This is a genomic window from Novosphingobium sp. FG90 (assembly GCF_057808725.1).
Window position 1 is genome coordinate 19892 of the sequence record NZ_JBMDIO010000023.1, and the last position, 22045, is coordinate 41936.

Annotated in this window: 26 protein-coding genes, 1 tRNA gene and 1 pseudogene; 11 read left to right on the top strand and 17 right to left on the bottom strand. The window is 66.7% G+C overall.

What is annotated here, in order from left to right:
* Window positions 1–3: 3 nt before the first annotated feature.
* Complete coding sequence (locus tag ACODRZ_RS18100; protein WP_488971939.1) at window positions 4–93, bottom strand: potassium-transporting ATPase subunit F; 90 nt, start codon at window positions 91–93, stop codon at window positions 4–6.
* Between the two features lie 300 nt (window positions 94–393).
* Between ACODRZ_RS18100 and ACODRZ_RS18105 the strand changes: the two genes are divergently transcribed.
* Complete coding sequence (locus ACODRZ_RS18105; RefSeq protein WP_488971938.1) at window positions 394–618, top strand: hypothetical protein; 225 nt, start codon at window positions 394–396, stop codon at window positions 616–618.
* On the opposite strand, the gene ACODRZ_RS18110 is transcribed toward ACODRZ_RS18105, so the two are convergent.
* Window positions 615–1013: a hypothetical protein gene (locus ACODRZ_RS18110; RefSeq protein WP_488971937.1), complete on the bottom strand. Its 399-nt coding sequence runs from the start codon at window positions 1011–1013 to the stop codon at window positions 615–617. The two genes, ACODRZ_RS18105 and ACODRZ_RS18110, sit on opposite strands and share 4 nt — an antisense overlap.
* Before the next feature lie 76 nt (window positions 1014–1089).
* Here ACODRZ_RS18110 and ACODRZ_RS18115 point away from each other — a divergent pair, with 76 nt between their 5' ends.
* Window positions 1090–1737: a 5'-methylthioadenosine/S-adenosylhomocysteine nucleosidase gene (locus tag ACODRZ_RS18115; RefSeq protein ID WP_488971936.1), complete on the top strand. Its 648-nt coding sequence runs from the start codon at window positions 1090–1092 to the stop codon at window positions 1735–1737.
* Between the two features lie 69 nt (window positions 1738–1806).
* On the opposite strand, the gene ACODRZ_RS18120 is transcribed toward ACODRZ_RS18115, so the two are convergent.
* The 9 genes from ACODRZ_RS18120 to ACODRZ_RS18160 all read right to left on the bottom strand — a co-directional run bounded on the left by ACODRZ_RS18120 (window position 1807) and on the right by ACODRZ_RS18160 (window position 10480).
* Window positions 1807–2271 carry an EF-hand domain-containing protein gene (locus ACODRZ_RS18120; RefSeq protein WP_488971935.1) on the bottom strand — a complete coding sequence of 155 codons (465 nt, stop codon included), beginning with the start codon at window positions 2269–2271 and terminating at the stop codon, window positions 1807–1809.
* A 29-nt stretch (window positions 2272–2300) separates the two neighbouring features.
* On the bottom strand, window positions 2301–3104 hold the full coding sequence (locus ACODRZ_RS18125) for a DUF4198 domain-containing protein (protein ID WP_488971934.1): 804 nt from the start codon (window positions 3102–3104) through the stop codon (window positions 2301–2303).
* A 17-nt stretch (window positions 3105–3121) separates the two neighbouring features.
* On the bottom strand, window positions 3122–3934 hold the full coding sequence (locus ACODRZ_RS18130; protein ID WP_488971933.1) for an energy transducer TonB family protein: 813 nt from the start codon (window positions 3932–3934) through the stop codon (window positions 3122–3124).
* Between the two features lie 16 nt (window positions 3935–3950).
* On the bottom strand, window positions 3951–5948 hold the full coding sequence (locus tag ACODRZ_RS18135) for a TonB-dependent receptor plug domain-containing protein (protein WP_488971932.1): 1998 nt from the start codon (window positions 5946–5948) through the stop codon (window positions 3951–3953).
* 210 nt (window positions 5949–6158) lie between these two features.
* The gene (gene ssb / locus ACODRZ_RS18140; protein WP_488971931.1) at window positions 6159–6764 is read right to left on the bottom strand and encodes a single-stranded DNA-binding protein; all 606 of its coding nucleotides are present in this window, start codon (window positions 6762–6764) and stop codon (window positions 6159–6161) included.
* Window positions 6765–6851: 87 nt separating this feature from the next.
* A complete protein-coding gene (gene feoB / locus ACODRZ_RS18145; RefSeq protein WP_488971930.1) occupies window positions 6852–8696 on the bottom strand; it encodes a ferrous iron transporter B in 1845 nt (614 codons plus the stop codon).
* On the bottom strand, window positions 8693–8932 hold the full coding sequence (locus ACODRZ_RS18150; RefSeq protein ID WP_008829840.1) for a FeoA family protein: 240 nt from the start codon (window positions 8930–8932) through the stop codon (window positions 8693–8695). Before ACODRZ_RS18150 ends, feoB begins: the two co-directional genes overlap by 4 nt.
* 238 nt (window positions 8933–9170) lie before the next feature.
* Entirely contained in the window at window positions 9171–9827 is a 657-nt protein-coding gene (locus ACODRZ_RS18155) for a COQ9 family protein (protein WP_488971929.1), read from the bottom strand.
* 11 nt (window positions 9828–9838) lie between these two features.
* Entirely contained in the window at window positions 9839–10480 is a 642-nt protein-coding gene (locus ACODRZ_RS18160) for an ankyrin repeat domain-containing protein (RefSeq protein ID WP_488971928.1), read from the bottom strand.
* 75 nt (window positions 10481–10555) lie between these two features.
* Here ACODRZ_RS18160 and ACODRZ_RS18165 point away from each other — a divergent pair, with 75 nt between their 5' ends.
* The 7 genes from ACODRZ_RS18165 (at window position 10556) to ACODRZ_RS18195 (ending at window position 15986) form a co-directional block, all read left to right on the top strand.
* On the top strand, window positions 10556–11173 hold the full coding sequence (locus ACODRZ_RS18165) for an SCO family protein (protein WP_488971927.1): 618 nt from the start codon (window positions 10556–10558) through the stop codon (window positions 11171–11173).
* Window positions 11161–11676: a YcgN family cysteine cluster protein gene (locus tag ACODRZ_RS18170; RefSeq protein ID WP_488971926.1), complete on the top strand. Its 516-nt coding sequence runs from the start codon at window positions 11161–11163 to the stop codon at window positions 11674–11676. Before ACODRZ_RS18165 ends, ACODRZ_RS18170 begins: the two co-directional genes overlap by 13 nt.
* A gap of 5 nt (window positions 11677–11681) precedes the next feature.
* Window positions 11682–12407, top strand: a complete 726-nt coding sequence (locus tag ACODRZ_RS18175; RefSeq protein ID WP_488971954.1) for a M48 family metallopeptidase — start codon at window positions 11682–11684, stop codon at window positions 12405–12407.
* A 23-nt stretch (window positions 12408–12430) separates the two neighbouring features.
* Window positions 12431–12925 carry a hypothetical protein gene (locus tag ACODRZ_RS18180; RefSeq protein ID WP_488986223.1) on the top strand — a complete coding sequence of 165 codons (495 nt, stop codon included), beginning with the start codon at window positions 12431–12433 and terminating at the stop codon, window positions 12923–12925.
* Window positions 12922–13896 (top strand): bifunctional diaminohydroxyphosphoribosylaminopyrimidine deaminase/5-amino-6-(5-phosphoribosylamino)uracil reductase RibD, encoded by a 975-nt coding sequence (gene ribD / locus ACODRZ_RS18185; protein WP_488971924.1) that lies wholly within the window; start codon window positions 12922–12924, stop codon window positions 13894–13896. Before ACODRZ_RS18180 ends, ribD begins: the two co-directional genes overlap by 4 nt.
* Window positions 13897–13899: 3 nt before the next feature.
* A complete protein-coding gene (locus tag ACODRZ_RS18190) occupies window positions 13900–14517 on the top strand; it encodes a riboflavin synthase (RefSeq protein ID WP_488971923.1) in 618 nt (205 codons plus the stop codon).
* Between the two features lie 116 nt (window positions 14518–14633).
* Window positions 14634–15986, top strand: a complete 1353-nt coding sequence (locus tag ACODRZ_RS18195; RefSeq protein WP_488971922.1) for an MFS transporter — start codon at window positions 14634–14636, stop codon at window positions 15984–15986.
* Here the strand turns inward: ACODRZ_RS18195 and ACODRZ_RS18200 are convergent.
* From ACODRZ_RS18200 to ACODRZ_RS18215, 4 genes are all read right to left on the bottom strand, one after another.
* Window positions 15983–16984, bottom strand: a complete 1002-nt coding sequence (locus tag ACODRZ_RS18200) for a Gfo/Idh/MocA family protein (RefSeq protein ID WP_488971921.1) — start codon at window positions 16982–16984, stop codon at window positions 15983–15985. The two genes, ACODRZ_RS18195 and ACODRZ_RS18200, sit on opposite strands and share 4 nt — an antisense overlap.
* A gap of 105 nt (window positions 16985–17089) precedes the next feature.
* Window positions 17090–17632, bottom strand: a complete 543-nt coding sequence (locus ACODRZ_RS18205) for a GNAT family N-acetyltransferase (protein ID WP_488971920.1) — start codon at window positions 17630–17632, stop codon at window positions 17090–17092.
* Between the two features lie 2 nt (window positions 17633–17634).
* Window positions 17635–18810, bottom strand: a complete 1176-nt coding sequence (locus ACODRZ_RS18210; protein WP_488971919.1) for an amino acid aminotransferase — start codon at window positions 18808–18810, stop codon at window positions 17635–17637.
* A gap of 80 nt (window positions 18811–18890) precedes the next feature.
* Window positions 18891–19709 carry a DUF1134 domain-containing protein gene (locus tag ACODRZ_RS18215; RefSeq protein ID WP_488971918.1) on the bottom strand — a complete coding sequence of 273 codons (819 nt, stop codon included), beginning with the start codon at window positions 19707–19709 and terminating at the stop codon, window positions 18891–18893.
* Window positions 19710–19969: 260 nt separating this feature from the next.
* On the opposite strand from ACODRZ_RS18215, the gene ACODRZ_RS18220 reads away from it, so the two are divergent.
* Both ACODRZ_RS18220 and ACODRZ_RS18225 read left to right on the top strand, forming a co-directional pair.
* Window positions 19970–20061, top strand: a tRNA-Ser gene (locus tag ACODRZ_RS18220).
* A 257-nt stretch (window positions 20062–20318) separates the two neighbouring features.
* A complete protein-coding gene (locus tag ACODRZ_RS18225) occupies window positions 20319–20618 on the top strand; it encodes a phage integrase central domain-containing protein (RefSeq protein ID WP_488986226.1) in 300 nt (99 codons plus the stop codon).
* On the opposite strand, the pseudogene ACODRZ_RS18230 reads toward ACODRZ_RS18225, so the two are convergent.
* Together ACODRZ_RS18230 and ACODRZ_RS18235 are read right to left on the bottom strand one after the other, a co-directional pair.
* Window positions 20571–20894 (bottom strand): annotated as a pseudogene (locus tag ACODRZ_RS18230) (PhoD-like phosphatase N-terminal domain-containing protein); the annotation flags it as partial. The gene ACODRZ_RS18225 and the pseudogene ACODRZ_RS18230 overlap by 48 nt on opposite strands.
* Window positions 20895–21004: 110 nt before the next feature.
* Window positions 21005–21991 carry a phospholipase C/P1 nuclease family protein gene (locus ACODRZ_RS18235; RefSeq protein WP_488971916.1) on the bottom strand — a complete coding sequence of 329 codons (987 nt, stop codon included), beginning with the start codon at window positions 21989–21991 and terminating at the stop codon, window positions 21005–21007.
* Window positions 21992–22045: the final 54 nt, after the last annotated feature.

Here is a 22045-nt window from a genome sequence, read left to right on the forward strand (position 1 = left end):
CCCTCAGAACCGCTCGGGCCGTGCGAGCACGGCGACGAGGTAGACGAGAAGGGCGATGGCGGTGAAACCTGCCAGCCACAGATCGATGGTCATGTCCGTCTGCCCCTCATGCCTTGTCGCACAGGCGGACATAGCCGAGGCTAGCCGCCAGCAACGCGAGGGTCAGGCCGATCCAGAGGATGTCCTGCATGGGTAATGCTCCTGCAAGCTCATGTCGCGACAAGTGCGAAACGAGTCGAATGCAGCAGAGCCATTAGGATGGAGCGGCGTTGGAATTCGAGACGGGCAACCCCGCAGCCGCATAGTATTTGCGTATGAAACGCCGATTTTTGCGCGATCCGGGAGCGGAACAAAGACCCGTGCCGTTCCTTCCTTCTGCAAAGGAGACAGGAAATGCTCGGCAAGATTTTGGGTGCGGTCGCAGGCAGTCAGGTGGCGCAGCACGTGCGTGGTATCGACGGCACCGGCGGTGCGGTCCTCGGCGTCGCCGCAACGAGCGTGCTGCGGCGGCTGGGGCCGGTCGGCCTCGTCGCGGCGGCTGTGGGCGGCTATGCGCTCAAGAAGCACCTGGAAAAGCGCGAGGCCGCGAAGGCGCCCCCAGCGCCCGGGAAGGTCTAGGCCGGATCGGCGGCGCGGTGATAGGCGCCGGGCGCCTGCGGATCCTGCACATCGTAGGCGAACCACGCGCCCTGCCCGTAGTCGTAGACCTGCACCAGCCCATCCTCTACCCGCGCGGCGAAGAAGGTCGATGAGGCGCGGTCGTAGCCTTTGACCTGCGCATCGTCGAGTTCCATGGAGACGAAAGTCTTATCCCCCTCGTCATAGATCTCGGGCAGGGTTCCGCCGAACTTGACGCCGCGCGTGCCGTCGAAGCCCTGCAGGCGACCTTCGCGGAACTCGGCGGCGATCTGGAGGTCACGGCGCACGGAGTGGTCGTAGATCCCTGCCGCTTTCTTGCCGGTCAGGACGGCGAAGGCGGCTGCGGCGATGATCGAACGGGTGTGGGCTTGCATCGCACGACCTGACACGGCACCGGTCCGGAAATCAAGCCGTTCATGAACGGTGATTCCCAATGCGCGGGAGCAAAGTGTGAAGCCGACATCGATAGCGGGAATGCAGGTGCTGTTCGTCATGGCGCTCGACCATGAGTACGGCCCGCATCTCCGGGCGCGGATAACACCGCTGATGACCGGCGTTGGGCCGGTAGAGGCGGCCATCGTCGCAACCGCATGCCTTCAGCAACTGGAGGCCGCAGGAGAGCTGCCGGACCTCGTGGTGACGCTGGGCTCGGCCGGATCGCGGCGTTGCCGGCTTGGGGAGATCTACCAGATCGAAAGCGTATCGTGGCGCGACATCGACGCATCGCGCCTCGGCTTCGCCAAGGGCATCACCCCGTTCGCCGACCATCCCGCCGTGCTGCCCCTGCCCACGCCCCTGCCGGACGTGCCGTGCGCCTCGCTTTCCACCGGTGGCGATGTCGTCGGCGGCGATGACTACGAGGCGATCGAAGCCGACCTCGTCGATATGGAGACTTACGCGGTACTGCGCGCGTGCCAGCGGTTCGGCGTGCCGATGATCGGCCTGCGCGGCGTATCCGACGGCGCGGGCGAACTGGAGGGCCTGTCGGGCTGGACCGAACTGCTCGCCCTGCTGGACGAACGGCTGGCGGTGACGCTTGATAAGCTGACGGAGGCGCTTGAGCGCGGATTGGCAGAGAGCCTTACCGCCAACGCCTGACCGTCGCCGAACCTGCCTCCGTCATCCTCGCGAAGGCGGGGATGACGGAAGTGTTTTAAACGCTCAGGATCAATACGAACCCGAAGTGTCCGCCGCATCGACGACGCCGTCGCCATTGGTGTCGAGCCGCTCGAACATCCGCTCGCCCGAGGCGTTGAACTCTTCCAGCGTCAGGTTGCCGTCCTTGTCGGTGTCGAGCACGCCAAAGCGCACATGCGCCTGCTTGACCTGGCCTTCCGGTACTTTGGCAGGCGCCGGCTTGTCCTTGCTGAAGCGGCCGGTGAACTCGCCGACGTAGTCCGCCTCGCTCACCTTGCCGTCGCCATCGAGGTCGAAGGTGCGGTACTTGGCGGCGCGGGCGGCCGCGAATTCGGCGGCGGTGACGCGGCCGTCGTGGTCGGCGTCATTCTCGCGCAGGAACGCTTCCTTGCCGTGGCCGGGAGCGGCGCGGCGCTCCTCTGCCGACTGGGCGAAAGCGCCCTGACTGGCCGTGAGGGCGAGCACGAAGCCCGCAATAAGGTGTGTCTTGGTCATGGTCTTCTCCGTTGAACTGGAAATCGGGATCACTCTTCGACCTGGAACGTGAGCGAGGTCGTGTAGCTGCGCTCGTCCGTACCCGAGCCTGCGGGCGCCTCTGCGCGGTGGCGGGTCATCAGGACGTAAGTGCCAGGGCGGTCGAACTTGATGACGGCCTTGCCCTGCGCGTCGGTCCTGACCTGACGGTGGCTGACCGCCTCTTCATAGTCCGCGCCGCCCCGGTCCAACTCCAGGTCCTGCGCGGCCATCGGCTTGCCGTCGAACAATACATTGAGCGTGAATGGAGTGTCGACATAAAGCTCGCTCGGGTGCGTCACCGGCTGGATGCGCAGGCGGCCGATGGCCACATCGACGGGCGCGCGGGTCGGCTGCTTCTTGGAGACATAGGCGTCGGCGACGGTCTCGGTCTGGCTGGTGCGGACTTGAGCGGCGTCCTTGGGCACTTCGCCGTGGACCGGCTGCCACTTGCCGCCGACCAGCGCGCTCTTGCCCACCCGGCCGAGGCGCACGCCGGTGGTGAAGCGATAGGTCCCCTCGGCATCGAGCGCGCTTTCCAGCACCACCATCTGCTTGAGCGGGGTGATCGACTGGAAGTTGCCGCGCGATCCGTCCGGCAGGACGACGTGGTAGTCGCTGGAATCCACTGGCACTTCGGGGTGGAAGAACTGCTCGGCGAAGGCCGATTCCACCGTCACCATCCGCTCGGTATTGGCCGCGAAGACCTTGGGCAGAAGGTACGAGGTATGGGCGAGCGCGGCGCCCGGAGCAATACAGGGCGCGATGCTGGCCGCACACAGCAGCGCGGCGATGCCTGGGGTAAATCTGGTCATGGTCGAAGCGGTCCTCATCATTGTCCGGTGATCTCGAAAGTGAAACTGTGCGCCTCGCCGTCCGGCGGACGCGGGAACGGCGAGGCGCGGCGCACAAGCGCCATCGCCTCGTGATCGAAGCGCGAGGAACCCGAAGTGCGCGCCACGCGGACCCCGCGCGCGGCGCCGTTCGCCTCGACGGTGAAGGCGATCAGCACTTCACCCGCGCCGATGGTGTTGCCGCGCTGGTAGCGCTTGAGGTGCTGGTAGACGCGGCCGCTGAAATTGCTGACGGCGGAATTGCCCGCCTGATCGGTATTACCGCCGCCGCTGCCACCCTTTCCCTGAGCCTCCGCGGCGCTTTGCGCCCCGGTCGCCGCCGGGCGCGCCTGCGGGCCGGGTGCGGCAACGACCGGAGTGACGAGCGCAGCTGCGGGGATCAGCTTGGCCACCGGCATTTGGCGGGTCGTCGTTGCGGCGGTGCCCTCGCCCGTGCGGCCCTGTCCGCCGCCGCCTGCCTGCTCCGCCGGTTCCGGCAGAGCCTTCGCGGCAGCCTTCGGCTCGGCAGCGATGGCCTGCGAGGGAACCTCTTCAGGCGGCGCCACTGCCTGCGGCTTTTGCGCCTCGGCGAGTGGCTGCATCTTCGGGCCGGGTCCGCCCTCGCGCATGGAGAGGTCGATGCTGACGAGGCGGGAGCGGGTTCCCCCCTCCGCCAGCACCGTCTCGCCCCAGGTGAAGATCAGAAGCGCCGCCACCACGGCATGCGCGGTGACCGAGGCGGCCATGGCGTTCAGGTCGATCCGCGCGAACGAACCTGTCCCGAACTCGGATCTGCCCATCCAGTAAGCCATGGTCGCCTCGCCCCCCTCAGAACATCTTCGAGAGGGCGGCCTTGAAATTGCGCCCCACCGCCGGGCGCGTGGAGAGCGCCGATTGGTAATAGGTGTCGAAGATGTTCTCGACGCTCAGGCGCAGCGCGACGTTTTCGAAGATGCCGCCGCTGGGCGTGATCGTGGCGCGCATGTTGTGGACGTCGAAGCCCTTGTGCTCGGTGCCGTTGATGTCGAGGTCTTCGGCGAGGGTGGTCTCCCAGCGCATGTCGAACAGCGTGCCGAAGCGCTTGCCCGCCGAAAGCATGTAGGTCTTCTGCGGCAGGTTGGTCCAGTCGTCGATGACGCCGGTGGTGCGCAGGCGCTGGCCGTCCGGGATGGTGGCGTTGAAGTCGAAGTAGATGCCGCTTGCGGTGGCATAGGACGCCTCGATCTCGAAGCCGTCGAGGTAGACCTCGCGCACGCCGGAGTAGGCGGTGTTGTCGGTCAGTTCGGTGTCGTAGTAGTTGACCTTGACCGCAAGGTGATCGCCCTTGCCGAGCAGGTCGGTGCGGTCGAACGAGCCGCCCGCTTCCCAGGTCCGGCTCTTTTCGGGCTGGTTCATGTACGTGGCGTTGTCGAGGTCGTCGATGATCGGCAGGTTGCGCGTGCGCGCCCAGCTGCCGAACACGGCCAGACCGAACGGCAGTTCATAGCGGGCCGAGACGCCGCCCATCCATGCCTGATTGTTGTACGATACCGGCGTGCCGGTGCGGTTGGACTTGATGTTCGAGGTTTCCCAGCGGATCGCCGGGCTCAGCGTGAAGCCCTTGAACAGGCCGATCTCGTCCACCGCGAAGGCGGCCATGCGGTTGTCGATGCCGCCCGGCGCGCTGCTGGCGTCGGCGCGCTTCTTGTGGATGTACTCGACGCCGAAGTGCAGGTTGTGGCGGATCGGCCCGGTCGAGAACAGCGCGGCGTTCTTCAGCGTGATCTTCGAGGTCTCGTAGCGGTGATCGGCATCGAGCACACCCGAGATCGGCACGCCAACGGCGCTCTGGTCGATCTCCTGATTGGCATAAGTGTAGAGCAGCTGCAGGTTGACCGCATCGTTGTCGACCGGCTTGTAGCCGTAGGACCCCGTCAGCACCTGGCTCTTGGTGTCACGATCGACGTTGCCGAACACGCCCGCGGTAGTGCCGAAGCTGTCATATGGCACGTCACGGTCGCTGGTGGTCGTCTGATTGAAACTGGCGGCGATGGTGTGGGCGTTGTCGGCGCCGAAATGGAACGCGCCCTTCACGAGGAAGCTGGGCAGATCAAAGCTGCTGTTACCGATGTCGTCGCCGTGGCCGTCCTGCTGCGTGCTCTGGGTGCGCCAGGTGTAGTTGGCAAGGAACTCGAACTGCTCGGTCGGCATCGCCGCGACGGTGGTGGAGGTCGCGAAGCCGTTGCCGTTGGTCTGGCCCGAGACAGTCTGGCTGACGGTGATCCCGGTCTTGCCGTGCAGGACGCTGGAGGCGTCGTTGGTCTCCAGCAGCACGACGCCGCCGATGATGCCCGAACCCCATTCGAAACTGCCCACGGTGCCGCGGATCACCTGCGCGCTCTTGTAGAGCAGCGGATCGGTGAACAGCTGCGTACCCACGCGGTAGATCTCTTCCGAACCGGTGGTGGCGCCGTCGACTACGAAGGCGACCTTCTGGTCGGTGCCATAGGTGCCGTTGGCGCCGAAACCGCGGATGTTGATGCCCGAGCCGATCGGGGTCGAGCCGTTGATGAGCGTGACGCCCGGCACCGAGTCCAGCAGTTCGGCGATGGTGGAGGCCTGGCGGTCCTCGATTTCCTCGCGGTCGATCACGGTGATCGGCGTCGCGGTATCGGTCTGGATGGCGCGGGTGCTCTCGCCGATGTCGATCGTGCCGAGGAATTCGCCGGCCTGCGTGTCCTTGTCGGTGCCGCTGGCGGCAGCGTCCTGCGCATCGGCCGGAGCGGCGACGAAGAAGGCGACAGCGGACACGCCGCCAAGCGCGCGGGCGGCAAAACTACGAAGCATAATCGGTTCCCCTTACGCTAATGCGAATCGTATGCATTAGCAGAAAGGCCAATTGCGCAGCTTGACTGTTACGTAAAGGACTTTTTGCGGATTTCGTCCGGTGGCCCTGGAAAGATCGCGAAGGGCATGACGAAACCGCCCCGGAAGCGGCGTGCTTCCGAGGCGGTCTGTAAGAACTGTCAGCTTCTCGCCGCGTGCGGCGAAAGACGGTCAGAACGGGATGTCGTCGTCGAGGTCGTCGCCGAAGCCGCCGCCGGAACCGCCGGACGAGCCGCCCGAGGAACCGCCGGTGCGGCCCCATTCGCTGCCGCCCGCAGAGCCACCGGAGGAACCGCCGCCCCATTCGTCACCGCCGCGCGATGCTCCGCCCGAGCGCTGGCCGCCGCCGAAGCCGCCGCCCGAGGAACCACCCTCGCCCCAGCCGCCGCCACCGCCGCCGCCGCGCTGGCCACCGCCGCCGCCCGGCGCACCGTCAAGCATGGTCAGCACGCCGCCGACGCCGCCGACCGATACTTCGGTGGTGTAGCGGTCGTTGCCGTTCTGGTCCTGCCACTTGCGGGTGCGCAGCTGGCCTTCGATGTAGACCTTCGAGCCCTTGCGCAGGAAGCGCTCGGCGACGCCGACGAGGCCGTCGCTCTGGAGCACGACCGAGTGCCACTCGGTACGTTCCTTGCGCTCGCCGGTGGCGCGGTCCTTCCAGCTTTCGGAGGTCGCAATGCGCAGGTTGGCGATGCGGCCGCCGTTCTGGAACGACTTTACCTCGGGGTCGGCCCCCAGGTTGCCGACGATGATGACCTTGTTGACGCTGCCTGCCATGCGGGAATCGCTTTCGTTTCGAATCTGGCGGACGGGTTAGCCCATCGACAGGGGCCGGGGCCAGTTAAACCGAGGCGATTTCCCCAGCTAGAGCCCCGCCGCCACCGCGATCCAGTACGTCGCACCTGCCGAAATATAGGCCAGCCCGAACAGGTACGCGAGCATGAACGTCGGCCACTTCCAGCCGTTGGTCTCGCGCCGGGTCACTGCGATCGTCGACATGCACTGCGGCGCGAACACGAACCACGCCAGGAACGCCAGCGCCATCGGCAGGGTCCAGCGCCGCTTGAGCTGGTCGCCGAGTTCCAGAGCCTGCTCGTCCTCATCGTCACCCGCGTCCACCGCGTAGGTCGTCGCCAGCGAGGACACCGCCACTTCACGTGCGGCCATCGCCGGGATCAACGCCAGCGCCATATCGCGGTTGAAGCCGATCGGCTCCACCACGTAGGCCAGCCCGTTCGCCACCTTGCCCGCGATCGAGGCGTCGACCTGGCTCTCGCCCGGCCCGGCCTTCGGGAAGTTGAGCATGACCCACAGCACGACCGTGACCATGAAGATGATCGTGCCCGCACGGCGCAGGAATATCCACGCGCGCTGCCACAGGCCGATCGCCATGTCCTTGAGGCGCGGCATCTGGTACTTGGGCAGCTCCATGATGAAGCCCGAAGCGGCGCCCTTGGTCATCGAACTGCGCAGCAGCAGCGCCACGACCATGGCCCCGACCACGCCCACGACATAGAGCGTGAACAGCACCAGCCCCTGCAGGCCGATCCCGCCCCACACGCTGGTATGCGGGATAAACGCGGCGATGATCACCGCATAGACCGGCAGGCGCGCCGAGCAGGTCATCAGCGGCGCGATCAGGATCGTCGTCAGCCGGTCCTTGGGGTCGGTGATCGAGCGCGTCGCCATGATGCCCGGAATGGCGCAGGCAAAGCTGGAGAGCAGCGGGATGAAGCTGCGCCCCGAAAGGCCGACGCTCGCCATCATGCGGTCCATCAGGAACGCGGCGCGGGCCATGTAGCCCGATGCCTCCATGGCGAGGATGAAGGCGAAGAGGATGACGATCTGCGGCAGGAACACGATCACCGAGCCCACGCCCGCGATCACGCCGTCCGTCAGCAGATCGCGCAGCAGGCTTGGCGGAAGCGCGGCCTTGACGCCGTCGTGCAGCGCACTGACGCCCGCATCGAGCGCATCGGCGAACGGCGTCGCCCAGGCGAAGACCGCCTGGAACACCACGAAGAGGATCGCCAGCAGGATCACCGGGCCGACCCACGGGTTCAGCAGCAGCTGGTCCAGCTTCGCATGCAGGCGATGACGCTTCGATTCCGAGAGGATCGCCGCATCCGCCATGGCATGCGCGGCGACGCGGCGTTCGGTCTGTCCGAGGGCGGTCAGGCCCGGCCCCGGATGCCGCTCGCCGGCGTTCGCGATCGCCTCGCCCAGTTCGGCAAGGCCGCGGCGGCGCACGGCGACGGTCGGGATGACGGGGACGCCCAGTTCCTCGGCCAGCACGGCGGCGTCGAGCACCAGCCCGTCACGCTCCGCCAGATCGACCATGTTGAGCGCGACGACGGTGGGCTTGCCCAGCGCCAGCAGTTCCTGCGCGAAGACGAGATGCTGTTCGAGGTTCGAGGCGTCTAGCACCACCACCAGCACGTCGGGCGCGGCCTCGCCGGGGAAGTGCCCGGCGATGACCTTGGCGGTCACTTCCTCGTCCGGGCTGGTCGGGTCGAGGCCGTAGGCGCCGGGAAGGTCGGTCATCTCCACCGGCTCCCCGGTGGGCAGCACGAAGCGGCCCGACTTGCGCTCGACGGTGACGCCGGGATAATTGGCGATCTTCTGGCGCGCGCCGGTCAGCGCGTTGAACAGCGCGCTCTTGCCCGCATTGGGGTTGCCGACGAGCGCGACCTTGCGTTGACGGCTCACAGTTCCTCGACCTCCATCGCGGCGGCATGGGCGCGGCGCACGGCCACGGTCATGCGGCCAACGGTAATGGCGATGGGGTCGCGCCCGCCCAGGATGCCGCGATGCGACACCGCGATCCTGGCGCCCTCCTCCAAGCCCAGGGCGCGGAGCCTGCGCGCCTCTTCCTGGACGAGCGCGGGCCAGTGCACGGCGACTATGCGCGCGGACCGGCCGATAGGAAGCATATCGAGAGTCATGCTGGCGCGGTGCCAGATAACACCCTTAATTGCAACCGGATCGCAATAGCGAAAGTAGGGGTTTTGGCGGGGGCAAGGATTTGAAACGATACCTGCAAATCCTCCCTGTCGCGCAGCGATGGGGAGGTGGCGCCGACGAAGTCGGTGACGGAGGGGGCTTGCCTGCCCTTACCCCTCCACCACCCGCTGCGCGGGCGGTCCCCCTCCCCATCGCTGCGCGACAGGGAGGATTCCACGGTCAGCGCGCCGGATACCGCATCCGGCCGAGCAGGCGGGTCATGCTGAATCGCTCATCGGGCTTGCGCAGCAGCTGCGACTTGGCCTTCTCGAAGCGCATGATCCCGGCGATGCGGCGGTCGAGAAAGGCGCGCGTCTCGGCCTTGTCCTCGCTGGTGTCGCGCGCGAAGGCATGGAGCGTGGCCGCATAAATACCGCTCAGGATCGCGCGCTTGGTGTAGTGGTTGTAGTCCGTCGCGGTATCACCCGCGAGCCGCCACATGGCATCGGCGCTGCGCCAGCCCAGCCGGGTCGAAGCGGCGATGTTCTGCGGCATCGCCATGATCGTCAGAGCCCGCAGCAGCGCTTCCTCGCGCCCCGCCACGGCCTCCAGTCGCGCCCAGACAAGGCGGCGGATACGCTCGCGGATCGAAAGGTTGGACAGCGCACCCCCGCCGACCGAAGCCGTCATCGTCGCGTCGACATGCCCGATCCACGCCGAGATCATCGCCATCGCCCCGTCGCGGAAGGCATAAGCCGCCAGCGCCGGATCGACACCGGCCGACGCGGCAGCCGAGGCGACCGCGTCTGCAGTCCAGCCGTCGAACACCGCGGCATCGGCCACCAGCGGGGCCAGTTGCAGGCGCAGTTCGTCGAGCGAGGCGGCTTCTTGCGTCATTTCCAACGTCCTCAGAAGGTCGGGCCGTAGACCGGCTTGGCGGTCTTCGCGCCCTTCTTGCCATAAGTCTCGATCACCGACATCAACTGCGCGCTGCCGCCTTCGATCTTGGCATAGTCACGCGCGCTGCGGCCGGAATTGTCGGAACGATCGGGATTGGCGCCCGCTTCGAGCAGCGCCTTGGTCAGTTGCAGGTCCTTGCGGTGGACCGCGAAGATCAGCGGCGTCTCGCCCGCATCGTTGGAGGTATCGGGGCTGGCCTTCTGGTCGAGCAGCAGCTGCGCGCCTTCACGCCAGCCGAGGTTCACCGCCAGCTCCAGCGGGCTGCGGCCGCGATCGTCGGTGGTGTTGACGTTGGCGCCCTTGGCAATGAGGTAGTTCAGCCAGGTCAGGTCGCGGCGCGCGGTGACGATGTGCAACGCGCCCTCGCCGGTGGTGACGTCCTTGGCGTTGATGATCTGGGAGGACTTCATGATCGCCTCCTCGACCTTGTCGCCTTCCTTCTTCTTCACCGCTTCGAGGAACTTGTACCCTTCCGAGAAGTCGGCGCGGGCGGGCGAGGTCATCAGCAGGCTCATCGCGAACACGGGAACAGCCACCTTGAGGACCATGCGAGAAAGGCCCACAACGCGGCGTATCGTCATCTTCAGCACTTCTAACGTCCTTCCACCACAGGTCTTTACGCGCGCCCCGCCATCCGCGCCTTGCATGGAGGCGTCTAGCAGGTCATGAGCGTGGGCGCCATGACATACCTTGCACGTCGTCTCGCTCCCCTTGCACTCGTATTGCTGGCGGGGCTGTCGCTGTCCGCCTGCTCGCAGCAGCCTTCAGGAGAGCGTCCGCCGCTTGAAGGCGCGGCCATCGGCGGGCCGTTCACCTTGGTGGACAAGGACAACAAGCCGGTCACCTGGGACAGCTTCAAGGGCCGCTGGCGAATCGTCTACTTCGGCTACACCTTCTGCCCCGACGTCTGCCCGCTCGACATGCAGGAAACGATGCGCGGCTTCGACGCTTTCGCGAAGCGAGAGCCCGCGAAGGCGGCGAAAGTGCAGCCGATCTTCATCACCGTCGATCCCAAGCGCGACACGCCCGAGATCATCGGCCAGTGGACCTCGGCATTCGGCCCGAAGCTGCTCGGCCTCACGGGTACACCGCAGCAGATCGACAGTGCTGCAAAGGCCTTCGCGATCTATTACAAGAAGGGCTCCGACACCCCCGGCGGCTACCTGATGGATCACGTTCGCATCACCTATCTGTTCGACCCCAACGGCAAGCCGATCGCCATGCTGCCCTCCGACCAGGGCCGCAAGGCGGTCGAGGCCGAGCTTGAAAAGTGGGTGAAGTGAGCGGCCAGAAACCTTTCTGGGAACTGCCCCTCGACCGCCTGACCCGCGATGAGTGGGAAGCGCTGTGCGACGGCTGCGGCCAGTGCTGTCTGCACAAGGTCGAGGACGAGGATACCGGCGAGATCTACCACACCAACGTCGCCTGCAAGCTGCTCAACCTCAAGACCGCGCAGTGCAGCGACTATGCCAACCGCCGCAGCTTCGTGCCCGACTGCCTGAAGCTGACGCCCGATAGCGCGGGCCGCTACGCTTGGCTGCCGCCCAGCTGCGCCTACCGCCTGCGCGCCGACGGCGACCCGCTGCCCGAATGGCACTATCTGATCAGCGGCAGCCGCGACACGATCCACGAAGCGGGCATGTCGGTGGCGGGCAAGGTGATCTCCGAGACGGTGGCAGGGCCGCTCGAACAGCACATCGTCTGGCCCTACGGCGACGATGAGGAAGAGTGGGAGGTCGAGGACGGCAGCGCGCCGTGGGACGTCCTGCCGGAGCCCAAGCGCTGAACGCGATGCTCGACTGGCTGCGGCGCGACCCGCGCGAAGAGCCGGTCGTCGAAGTGGGCGACCGCGCCCTGCCGATCGTGATCCGCCATCTCGAACGCGCCCGCCGCATGACCATGCGCCTCGCGCCCGACGGCAGCGAAGTGCGCATCTCGGTCCCGCGCTGGACCCGCACCGCCGAAGCCATCGCTTTCGCCCAAAGCCGTCGCGACTGGCTGGCAAAGCAGCTAGCCGCCCTCCCCGCCGCCGCGCCGATGGGGGACGGCACGACGATCACCTTCCGGGGCGACTCGCTCACGGTGGTCCATGACCAGACGGCGCCGCGCCGCCCCGTGGTCGACGACGGCGAACTGCGCCTCGGCGGCCCGGCAAGTTCGCTCACCCCGCGCGTGCTGCGCTGGCTGCAGGCAGAGGCGAAGGACCTTCTCGCCGCCGACCTCGCCGAATATTGCGAGCGCGCCGCCCAGCCCTGCCCCGCCCTCGGCCTGTCGAGCGCGCAGCGGCGCTGGGGCTCGTGCGCGCATGACGGGACGATCCGGATCAACTGGCGGCTGATCATGGCGCCAGATCCGGTGCGCCGCTCGGTGGTCGCGCACGAAGTTGCCCACCTCGTCCACTTCGATCACTCGCCCGCGTTTCATCATGTCCTCAAGACGATCTTCGAAGGGTCGATTCATGAGGCCAATCGATGGCTCAAGGCGCATGGCCGGTCGCTCTATGTGCCGTTTGGGTAGCGTTGGGTGCCGTTAGGGCCTACATGGGTACCATGTTGAAGCGCAGCGGAATCTGGAAAGACGCAAACCCGACCGGCATGGTCGCGGATTTCAAACTGGTCTGGAAGCAGGCTGGACACAACCGCTGGCGCATCGCGGCGGTGTCTGCGGCGTGCACTTTTGGCGTGTTTTATCTGATGTTTACGCAGGAAGGCAGCGCCCCGCACCCGCCGCCGAAGGTCACCTGGATCTCCGTCCTCAAGGAACACCGCACCGATGCGGAGATCGAGGCGGAGAACGTCGCCAACCAGAAGGCCAAGGAAGCCTACGCCCGCGAAATAGCCCGCAGAGACAAGGACGTACGCGATCTCTACAAGGCGATCGGCCGCTATTCCGGCATGGACGTCGACAAGATCGCCCGCGAAGCTGAAGCCGAGGAAGCCGCCAAGGCCAAGGCCGACCGCGAGCGCGTCGAGCAGACCCTGAAGGCAGGCGGCATCGCCAACCCCAAGCTGGCACCGGACGCCGCCCAGCAGTGAGCAACGACGCGCGCTGGCTCGCCGCCGCCGCAGCTCTCGCCGCGCGCGCACGCCCGCTGAGCAGGCCGAATCCGGGCGTCGGCGCGATCGTCGTCAAGGCCGGGCGCGTGATCGCACGCGGATGGACCCGGCCCGGCGGCCGCCCTCATGCCGAGGCCGTAGCGCTCGAAGCTGCCGGAGAGGCCGCGCGCGGGGCCACGATCTACGTCACCCTCGAACCCTGCGCCCACCAGTCGCAGCGCGGCCCGGCCTGCGCCGATCTCGTCTCGCAATCCGGCCTCGCCCGCGTGGTGATCGGCTGCATGGACCCCGATCCGCGCACCTCGGGCGCCGGCATCGCCCGCATCCGCGCCGCCGGGATCGAGGCCGAATACCTGCCTTGCGCCGCCTGCGAGCAGAGCCTTTCCGGCTATCTCACCACCAAACGCCTCGGCCGCCCGGAAGTGACGCTCAAGCTCGCGATGTCGCTCGACGGCTGCATCGCGCTGGCGAGCGGCGAGAGCCAGTGGATCACCGGGGCCGAGGCCCGCGCCCATACCCACGCCATGCGCGCGCAGGCCGACGCCATCCTCGTCGGCGGCGGCACGCTGAGGGCGGACAACCCCCGCCTCGACGTGCGTCTGCCGGGACTGGAGGACCGTAGCCCCGAGCGGTGGGTGCTGACACGCGGCGAGGCACCCGAAGGCTGGCGCGCGCTGCCCTCACCCGAGGCCATCGCCGGGATGGAGGGCGTCCTGCACCTTTTCGTCGAGGGCGGCGCCCATGCGGCCACGGCATTCCTTGCGGCAGGGCTCGTCGATCGCCTGCTCATCTACCGCGCGCCGGTGCTGCTCGGCGGCAAGCCGGGCCTCGGCGATTTCGGCTTGTCCTCGCTCGCGCAGGCCCATGGCCGCTGGCGGATGATCGAGCGACGACAGCTTGGCAGCGACACGCTCGAAGTCTACGACGCGCGAAATTCTCACGAAGGCTAGCTCATGTTCACCGGAATCGTCACCGCCGTCGGCACCATCCGCGAAGCCCGCAAGACCGGTGACCTGCGCGCCGTCATCGCCTGCCCCTTCGACCCCGCCGGAATCGCGATGGGCGCCTCGATCGCCTGCTCGGGCGTGTGCCTGACGGTGGTGGACAAGGGCGGCACGGCGGGCGACGCCTGGTTCGCGGTGGACATCTCGGCCGAATCCGTGGCCCGCACCGTGCCCGACCGCTGGCAGGAAGGCCGTCACCTGAACCTCGAGGCGGCGCTGAAGCTGGGCGACGAACTGGGCGGCCACATCGTCACCGGCCACGTCGACGGCGTCGGCACCGTGGTCAGCATCGAGCCGGTCGGCGATTCGCGCAGCTTCGTCATCTCCGCGCCGAAGGAACTCGCCCCCTACCTCGCGCCCAAGGGTTCGATCACCGTCGATGGTATCTCCCTCACCGTCAACGAAGTGAGCGACGAGCCGGACGGCACCTGCCACTTCACCCTGAACATCATCCCGCACACTGCGGAAGTGACGACCATCGGCACGATGCGCGCAGGCGACGGCGTCAATCTGGAAATCGACGTGCTCGCCCGCTATCTCCAGCGCATGCAGTCGCTGCGCAGCTGATCGGCCCGAAAAGGCATGGCAAAGTCACCGCGTGTCGGTGACTTTGCGGGTTTCTCCCGATGAACCGCCGCCCTGCCCCTAGGCTGGCGGCTACAGGATCATTTGGAGACAACGGCATGCATGGAGCCGCGCCGCAAGGCGGCTTGCTTCGGACCGAGACCAAGGCGCTCTACAGCTTTGGCAACGTCGGGAACCAGTTGTTCCGCGACGCGCCGATGATCCTGCTGCTCTACTATCTGACCAGCATCGTCGGGATTCCGCCCGCGATCGCGGGTGCGGCGATCTTCGTGCCCAAGGTCATCGTCGGCGCCCTCAGCGACTTTACCGTCGGCGTCGTCTCCGACCGCAACCTCCACCGCTTCGCCCGGCGCAACTGGCTGCTCGTCGGCGCGGTGCTGGCGCCCTTCGCGATGATCGCGACGTTCTTCGTGCCCAACGCCGCCACGAGCACCCAAGTCGGCTACGTCGTCGTCGCCTTCAGCTTCTACATGGTGACGTTCGCCAGTTTCTCTGTGCCGTTCCTCGCGCATTTCTCGGAAATCAGCAGCGATCCGCAGGAGCGCACGGTACTGATGGCGTGGAAGCATGCCTGGACCGGCGCGGGACTGCTGCTCGGCTCGGCGCTGGTGCCCTGGCTCATCCACGAACTCGGCGCCGATCGCGGTGCCTACGTCACCGGCGCGGCGCTGTTGGGCGGGATCACCGCGATCAGCCTCGTCACCGCCTGGAACGCGGTGCGCAAGGTGCAGGTGATCGTGCCGCTCGAGCGCGACCTGTCGCTGCGCAGCCTGCTGGCGACGCTGACCTTCCGCCCGTTCCGCGTCCTGTGCCTCTCGGCCGCGGCGATGACGGTCGCGGCGGGCACCTGCTCGGCGGCGATGGCGTTCTTCATCACCTACAACATGGGCCGCAGCGACGCGCTGGTCCAACTCGGCATCCTCGTCGCCATCGCGGGCTGCGTGGTGATGGTCGTCTCGCCGCTCTGGGTGGCGGTGGCCAGGGTGCTGGGCAAGCGCAACGCCTACCTCGTCGGGGCGCTGGGCCATGTGATCACGCTGATCGTATGGTCCAATGCCGGGACAGGGCCGATCTGGGTTACCTATGTGTGCTCGGGCTGCGTCGGGCTGTTCAACTCGGGCTGGGGCCTGATCGCGCTCTCGCTCCTCACCGACGCCATGGCGCAGGCCCGCGCCGAGACCGGGCGCGATACCGCCGGCTCCTTCGCCGCGATCTGGTCGATCATCGAGAAGGCCGGGATCGCGCTCGGCGGCACGCTTGTCGCCAGTTCGATCCTTGCGGTCGGCGGCTTCGATTCAGCCGCCGCCAAGCGCGGCATCGCCCAGAGTGCCGAAGCCATCGACGCGATCCGCTATGCCTTCGGGATCGTTCCGGCGGCGCTGATGTTCATAGCCGCGCTGATCATCTGGCGCTGCGTCCCCGCACGCGGAGGCGCAGCGCTGGCGCATTAACCGTCGTGCTGCGCCGCCGCCACGATGGCGCGATTGAGGCGGGTCTGGCGCAGAGCTGAGGGGTGCAGCACGCTGCGGCTGGGCAGGCCCCGCACCGCCAGCGCGAACTCGCGAATCTGCGTCGCGAAGTAATGCGTGATCCCGTCGTTGAAAAGCGCGTCGTCGTCCACCGGCGCGCGCTCGGGCATGACCACGGGTTCGTCGTCGATCCACAGTTCGTCCCCGTTCTCGACACGCACGGTGGCGTTCTCGAAGTGCGCGACCTTGCGGTTCATGGTGCGCTTCTGGTTATACGAGACGTGGATCGAAGCCAGCACGTCGTCAGGGTAGCGCAGCAGGATCATCGCCTCGTCCTCCGCCACCCAATCAGGTTGGAAGCGCGCCGCCTCGACGTGGATGCGTAAAGGATCGACCTCACCGACGACGAGTTGCAGGAAGTCGATGGCATGGGGCGCGAACAGGGTGAGGACCAGCCCCTCATCGCGCGTGCGGGTGGCCCACCAGGGCGCCTGCGGCCCGTCCCAGAATACGCACATCGAGATGCTGACCGCGCGCAGGCGGCCGAATTCGGCCCGGCGATCCTGCAGCGTGCGCACCGCCTCGACGTGACGGAAGGTGTGCCCGGCGGCAAGCACCAGCCCGGTTTCGTCGGCGAGGGCAGCGATGCGCTCGGCATCGGCGACGGTTTCGGAGAACGGCTTCTCGACCAGCACGTTGCGCCCGGCGCGCAAGACCTGCTCCACCTGATCGGCGTGGAGCGCATTAGGCGTGCACAGGACCACGGCCTCCACCGCATCCAGCGCCAGGGCCTCCTCCAGCGAGGTGCAGGCATGCGGAGCGCCATACTCACTCGCGAACTCGGCAGCACGGGCGGGATCGGGATCGACCACCGCGACGAGACGGGCATGCTCCGGACTGCGGGCGATCGCCTTGAGATGTAGCGGCGCAATGCGGCCGCAGCCGACAAGGGCAATCCCGATGGGGCGATCGATTGTCATGCAGGCTCCACGTAACGTCGGTCAGGAAAGACGTGACGAGGCCCCTATCTTTGCGCGCCGTCCATCACCGCTTGTACCGTTGATCGACAGGCGGACGATACCCGGTCAGGCCAGCGGGCCTGTCGCGAAACTCTCGCGCGTGATCTCGAAAATGACGTGCTCGACCATAACGCCGCAGCGCTCGTGGCTGCGCGAACGGCCCTCAACCAGACGGCCACCAATGTTCGCCATCGCCTTGCGCGAGATGACGTTGTCCGCACCGACCTGGAAAATGACGCGCTCGAAATCGCCAAGCGCGTGTGCGAGCATCAGGCGCTTGAACTCGGCGTTGTAGCCGTCGCCCCAGTAGCTGCGCGAAAGGAACGACCAGCCGATCTCGATTTCGCCGGGTTGCTCGACCTCGGGCGCTCCGTAGCGCGAGGAACCGATGATAGCGCCGCTATCGCGCTCGACGATCGCAAGGGCGCCGCCACCCGCCAGCGCCTCATCGAAGAAGGCGCGGAACACGGGCTCCTGCCAGCGATCGTGCGAGGGATGCACGGCCCAGATTTCGGGATCGGACGCCACTGCGAACAGGGCGTCCCGATCCGCCTCGACCAGAGGCCGGAGCGTCAGCCGATCCCCTTCGAGAACCGGCTGACGGTTCATGTTCAGGCCGTCACGGCCGCGACGGCGGCGATGAACTGGTCGATGTTGCCATCGGTCAGACCCGCGACGTTGATGCGGCCCGAAGCGGCAAAGTAGATGCCGTATTCCGAACGCATCGCCTGCACCTGCTCAGGGGTGAAGGGGATGATCGAGAACAGGCCGTTCTGCGAGCCCACCGGGGTTAGGTCGACGCCGCCGGTCTTGCCGGCAGCCTGCAGCCTGGCGCGCACGCCGCGCATACGCTCGCGCATTTCATCGAGTTCGGCCAGCCACTGCGCGGTCAGGGCCTCGTCCTCGAGGATCATGCGAACCGCCGCGCCGCCGTGATCTGGCGGCTGCGACCAGTTGGCACGCGCCAGCGAGTGACCGTTCGACATGACCTTGGCGAGATCGGCCGGATCGGCGACCATTGCGTAGAGCGCGCCGACGCGGTCGCGATAGAGACCGAAGTTCTTGTCGCACGAATAGCAGATCAACGCTTCCGGCACGGCCGCCAAGACGCGGCGCAGGCCGTAGGCGTCCTCTTCCATACCCTGACCGAGGCCCTGATAGGCGAGGTCGAGCACCGGCAGAATGGTCGAAGCGGCCAGCAGACCGGCGATCTCGTCCCACTCGGCGTTGGTGTAATCGATGCCGGTCGGGTTGTGGCAGCAGCCGTGCAGCAGGATGGCATCGCCTTCCTGCGCCGCAGCGATCACGCCGCGCAGCGCGTCCATGTCGGCGCCGGCGGCGGTGGCATGATTGAATTCGAGGACTTCGAGGCCGAGGTCGGCGCAGATCTGGTTGTGGTTCGGCCAGCTGGGCTTGCCGACGATAACGCGCTTGTAACCCGCACGCTTCACCATCGCGAGCGCGAGGCGCAGCGAGCCGGTGCCGCCGGGGGTCTGCATGCCCTCGATCCGGCCATCCATCGTCGGCTTGGCCTTGCCGAACACGTAGGGCATCAGCTGCTCGACGAAGCCCATGTCGCCCTCGGGGCCGAGGTAGGCCTTGGAGTCCTGCTCCTCGACCAGCTTCTGCTCGGCCGCCTTGATCGCGGCGAAGACCGGCGTGTCGCCGTCGGCGGTCTTGTAGACGCCGACACCGAGGTCGATCTTGTCCGCGCGCGGATCGTTGTTGTGGAGCTTGATCAGCGCAAGAAGCGCGTCAGCGGGCTGTTGCTTGAGATCGTTGAGCATGGCGGGCGGCCCTTAACCCCGCCCGCCGCCTGACGCAACCACCTAGTTGAGCGGCCGCGTCAATGCGCAATATCGTTACGTCAGAAGGGCAACCAGCTCTGCTTTTCGGAGAACTTCATATAGCCGATGTTGGCCCCCAGACGCAGTCCCGCGCCCGCACGCACGGGAATCAATACGGTGTTGCCGCGACGCAGGTAACTGACCGTGAAACCGCCCACGAGATAGGCCTGCCCCTCACCCGCGCCGAATCGATGGAAAAGGTCCTGGCTATCGTAGAGGTTGTAGACGAGGACGAAGGCATTGCCTGCATTCGCACCCGCGTCGAAGCCGATCGACGGGCCGGTCCAGTAGACGGGGCGCTCTCCTTCAACCTTGTGGTGGAGCGTGCCTGAACCATACCGCAGTCCCACCGCGAGCGCCCCGCCTGCCTCGCGCCCGACGATGTAGCCGTTTGGCTCGCCTTGCTTGGCGAGCAAATCCTTGATGATATCGGCAAGACCCTTGGCACCCTTTCCGAACACGCCCTCGGCTGCGCCGATCAGATCATCCTCGCGATAAGTCGAGCCGTTGTTCTGGGGTGCGACTGCCGGAGTTGCCGGAGCGGTCGGGGCTTGCGTCGGCGCCGGGTAAGATGGCTGCCCGCCGTTCCAATCCGTTGCCGGCGGCCCCTCGACGGGCGTGCCGTTGCCCGGGTCGGTCGCGGGCGGGACCGGCGAATAAGTGGTTCCCTGATTAAGGTCCCCATCGATCGCCGCATCCGGGTCGACCGTCGTGACTTGTGCGAATGCCGGCGCCAAGGGAGCGGCGAGTGCCAGCAGCGCCGCAGCCAGTCCGACGACCGATCGGCGACGTGCCCACCGAACAGTGTGCGTGCGATCCTGCATAGAATGACCCTTCATGGCGTGATTACCTTGCGTTCTCCACGCCGCTCCCGGCGCTTCCCACGTCCCCCGCGCACCATGCACGGTCAAAACTGGTGTCACCCTACAAGAATCCACCGCGCATGACCTAGCAATGAACGGGCGACGACCCGAGTCGGTTTTGCGGCGGGTCGAAACCGAGACTTGCGATGTCCCTCGAATAAATCTTCATTCGCGCACGCTTGCCCCCTTGCCGCCCCTTGGAGGTCCCGTTATAGGCACCGCTCCAAGCCGCACTCGGAGACGTGGGTGAGTGGCTGAAACCAGCGGTTTGCTAAACCGTCGTGCCCTTAAGGGGGCACCCCGGGTTCGAATCCCGGCGTCTCCGCCACCGGCTTATCCAGCCACATTCGCGACCATCCGATAAGACCCCGAGAAATCAGGGTTTTTCGGTGATTCGCGTCCACCCCGATTCATCGTTGTTCACCCGCAAGCGATTCGCCGTGTGTGGAGCTGGGCCTCGGCCCCGTTTTCGAACGGCGCAAGGCCGCAGGCGTGCCTACCTTCAAGGAGGCCACTGCCAAGGTCCTAGCAGCTCAGCGCAAGACCTGACGCAATGAGAAGCATGAAGGGCAGTGGCTTCGTACGCTGGAGACATATGTCTTCCCCAAACTAAGAAATGTCCAGGTCTCGGAAATCACCGGTCCGACGATCCCCAATGTCCTGGCCGAAATCTGGCTATCCAAGCCTGAGACCGCACGGCGGGTCCGACAGCGTATTGAAGCAGTGCTCGACTGGGCCTTTGCCTCCGGCTTCCGAGAATCAAAGGCACCGATGCGTGCGGTGACCAAAGGTCTGCCGAAGCAGCCGAAGAATGAGGGCACGCCTCTGGACCGGCTTGCCCGCGCCTTCGTAGATGTAGTCGCCGTAGTGGAACACGAGGTCTAGGTCCGGCTCACGCGCCAGTGCGCCCCAGGCGTCGTAGAAGCCCGCTTCCCAGTGCTGGCAACCGGCGACGCCGATACGCAGGCGGTCGATCGCGGCATCGGCTGCAGGCGCGCTGCGGGCAAGGCCGGTCGGGCTCACGTCGCTCCCCGCGACCGAGAAGCGATACCAGTAGTGGCGATGCGGTCGCAGTCCGCTCACCTCGACATGGACCGAGTGGCCCAGTTCCGGCCGTGCGAGGGCCTCTCCCTGGCGGACCACGCGGGCAAAGCCCCGCACCCGATTTCACAAGCGTTCGGCGGTCGATTGTCATGGCTGGCGGTGTCCGGTCATGGAGTGCTGGTTCGTCGCCCCCCCCTTTCGCCTGAAAGCTGACGCAGGTATGATAATCAGTGCGCTGGCGCGGTGCCGGTTTCGGGATCGTAGTTCGGATTGCTCGGGTCCTGCGGGCGCGGATCGCCGGTGCCGGGCTCCGCACTTTCCGTCCATGCGCGGGTGAGCAGGTCGCGCAGCATCGCCGCGCCCGCCGCGCTGCGATGATAGACGAAGTCGCGCGCCTCGCGGTTCTTCGGGTCCGCCAGCAGCCTGCGCTTGTCGAGGGCGAAGATCGTCTCGACCTCTGCATTGCTGTCATTGAGGAAAGCGATGACTTGCGAAAACAGGTCACCCTCCTGCCGCTGCGGGGCGCCGATGCGCTTTACGAAGTCGGCGGGCTGGAGGTCGATCGCGTCGGCATAGCCGATTTCGAAGCCGCCATGGATGCCGCCGCTGCGGTTGTAGCCCTTGGGATTGTCGCCGAACCAGCCCTCGCAGTGAATGCTGACGTGGTGCGGGTTGGTGCCGTCGGCGATGTAGTGCGACATCCAAGCGGTGTAGAACGCCAGCGTCCGTTCGATATTCGCGGTCGGCTCTCCCTTCGAGCGCTTGGAGCGCAGCGCGCGCATTCCCGCGACGATCCGGCCGTAGCCTTCCATGATCGCGTAAGGCATCGTCCCAGTCCAGCGCACGTTGAGGCGTTCGGCGGCCTTGGGGTCGGTCTTCGCGACCCGCTCGTGCTCGCGGTAGAGCGCCAGCACGAAGGCATAGCGCGAACGCGGCACGGAATCGAGGAAGCGCACCCGCTCGACGAACCAGGTGTGGTTGGGGTCCTCGTCGATCTTGGAGAACGGCTCGGAGGAGGAGCGCCAGGTGTCGGGCGCGCCGGCTTCCTCGCCGATGTATTCGGCATAGTCGCGCAGGAACACCGGGCCGTCGGCAGGCAGGGTATCGAGCGCGGCCCGGTCTATCACCGCATGGCCGCGGCCGCCCCACGCTAGGGCCGTAGGAGCATAAGCCGCCGCCAACAGCGACATGGCAACGAGAAGGAGTCTGGTCATGCGGTATGTTCCCGTGGATGCGAAACGGCCGAGCGCGCTGGTCGCGCCCGGCCG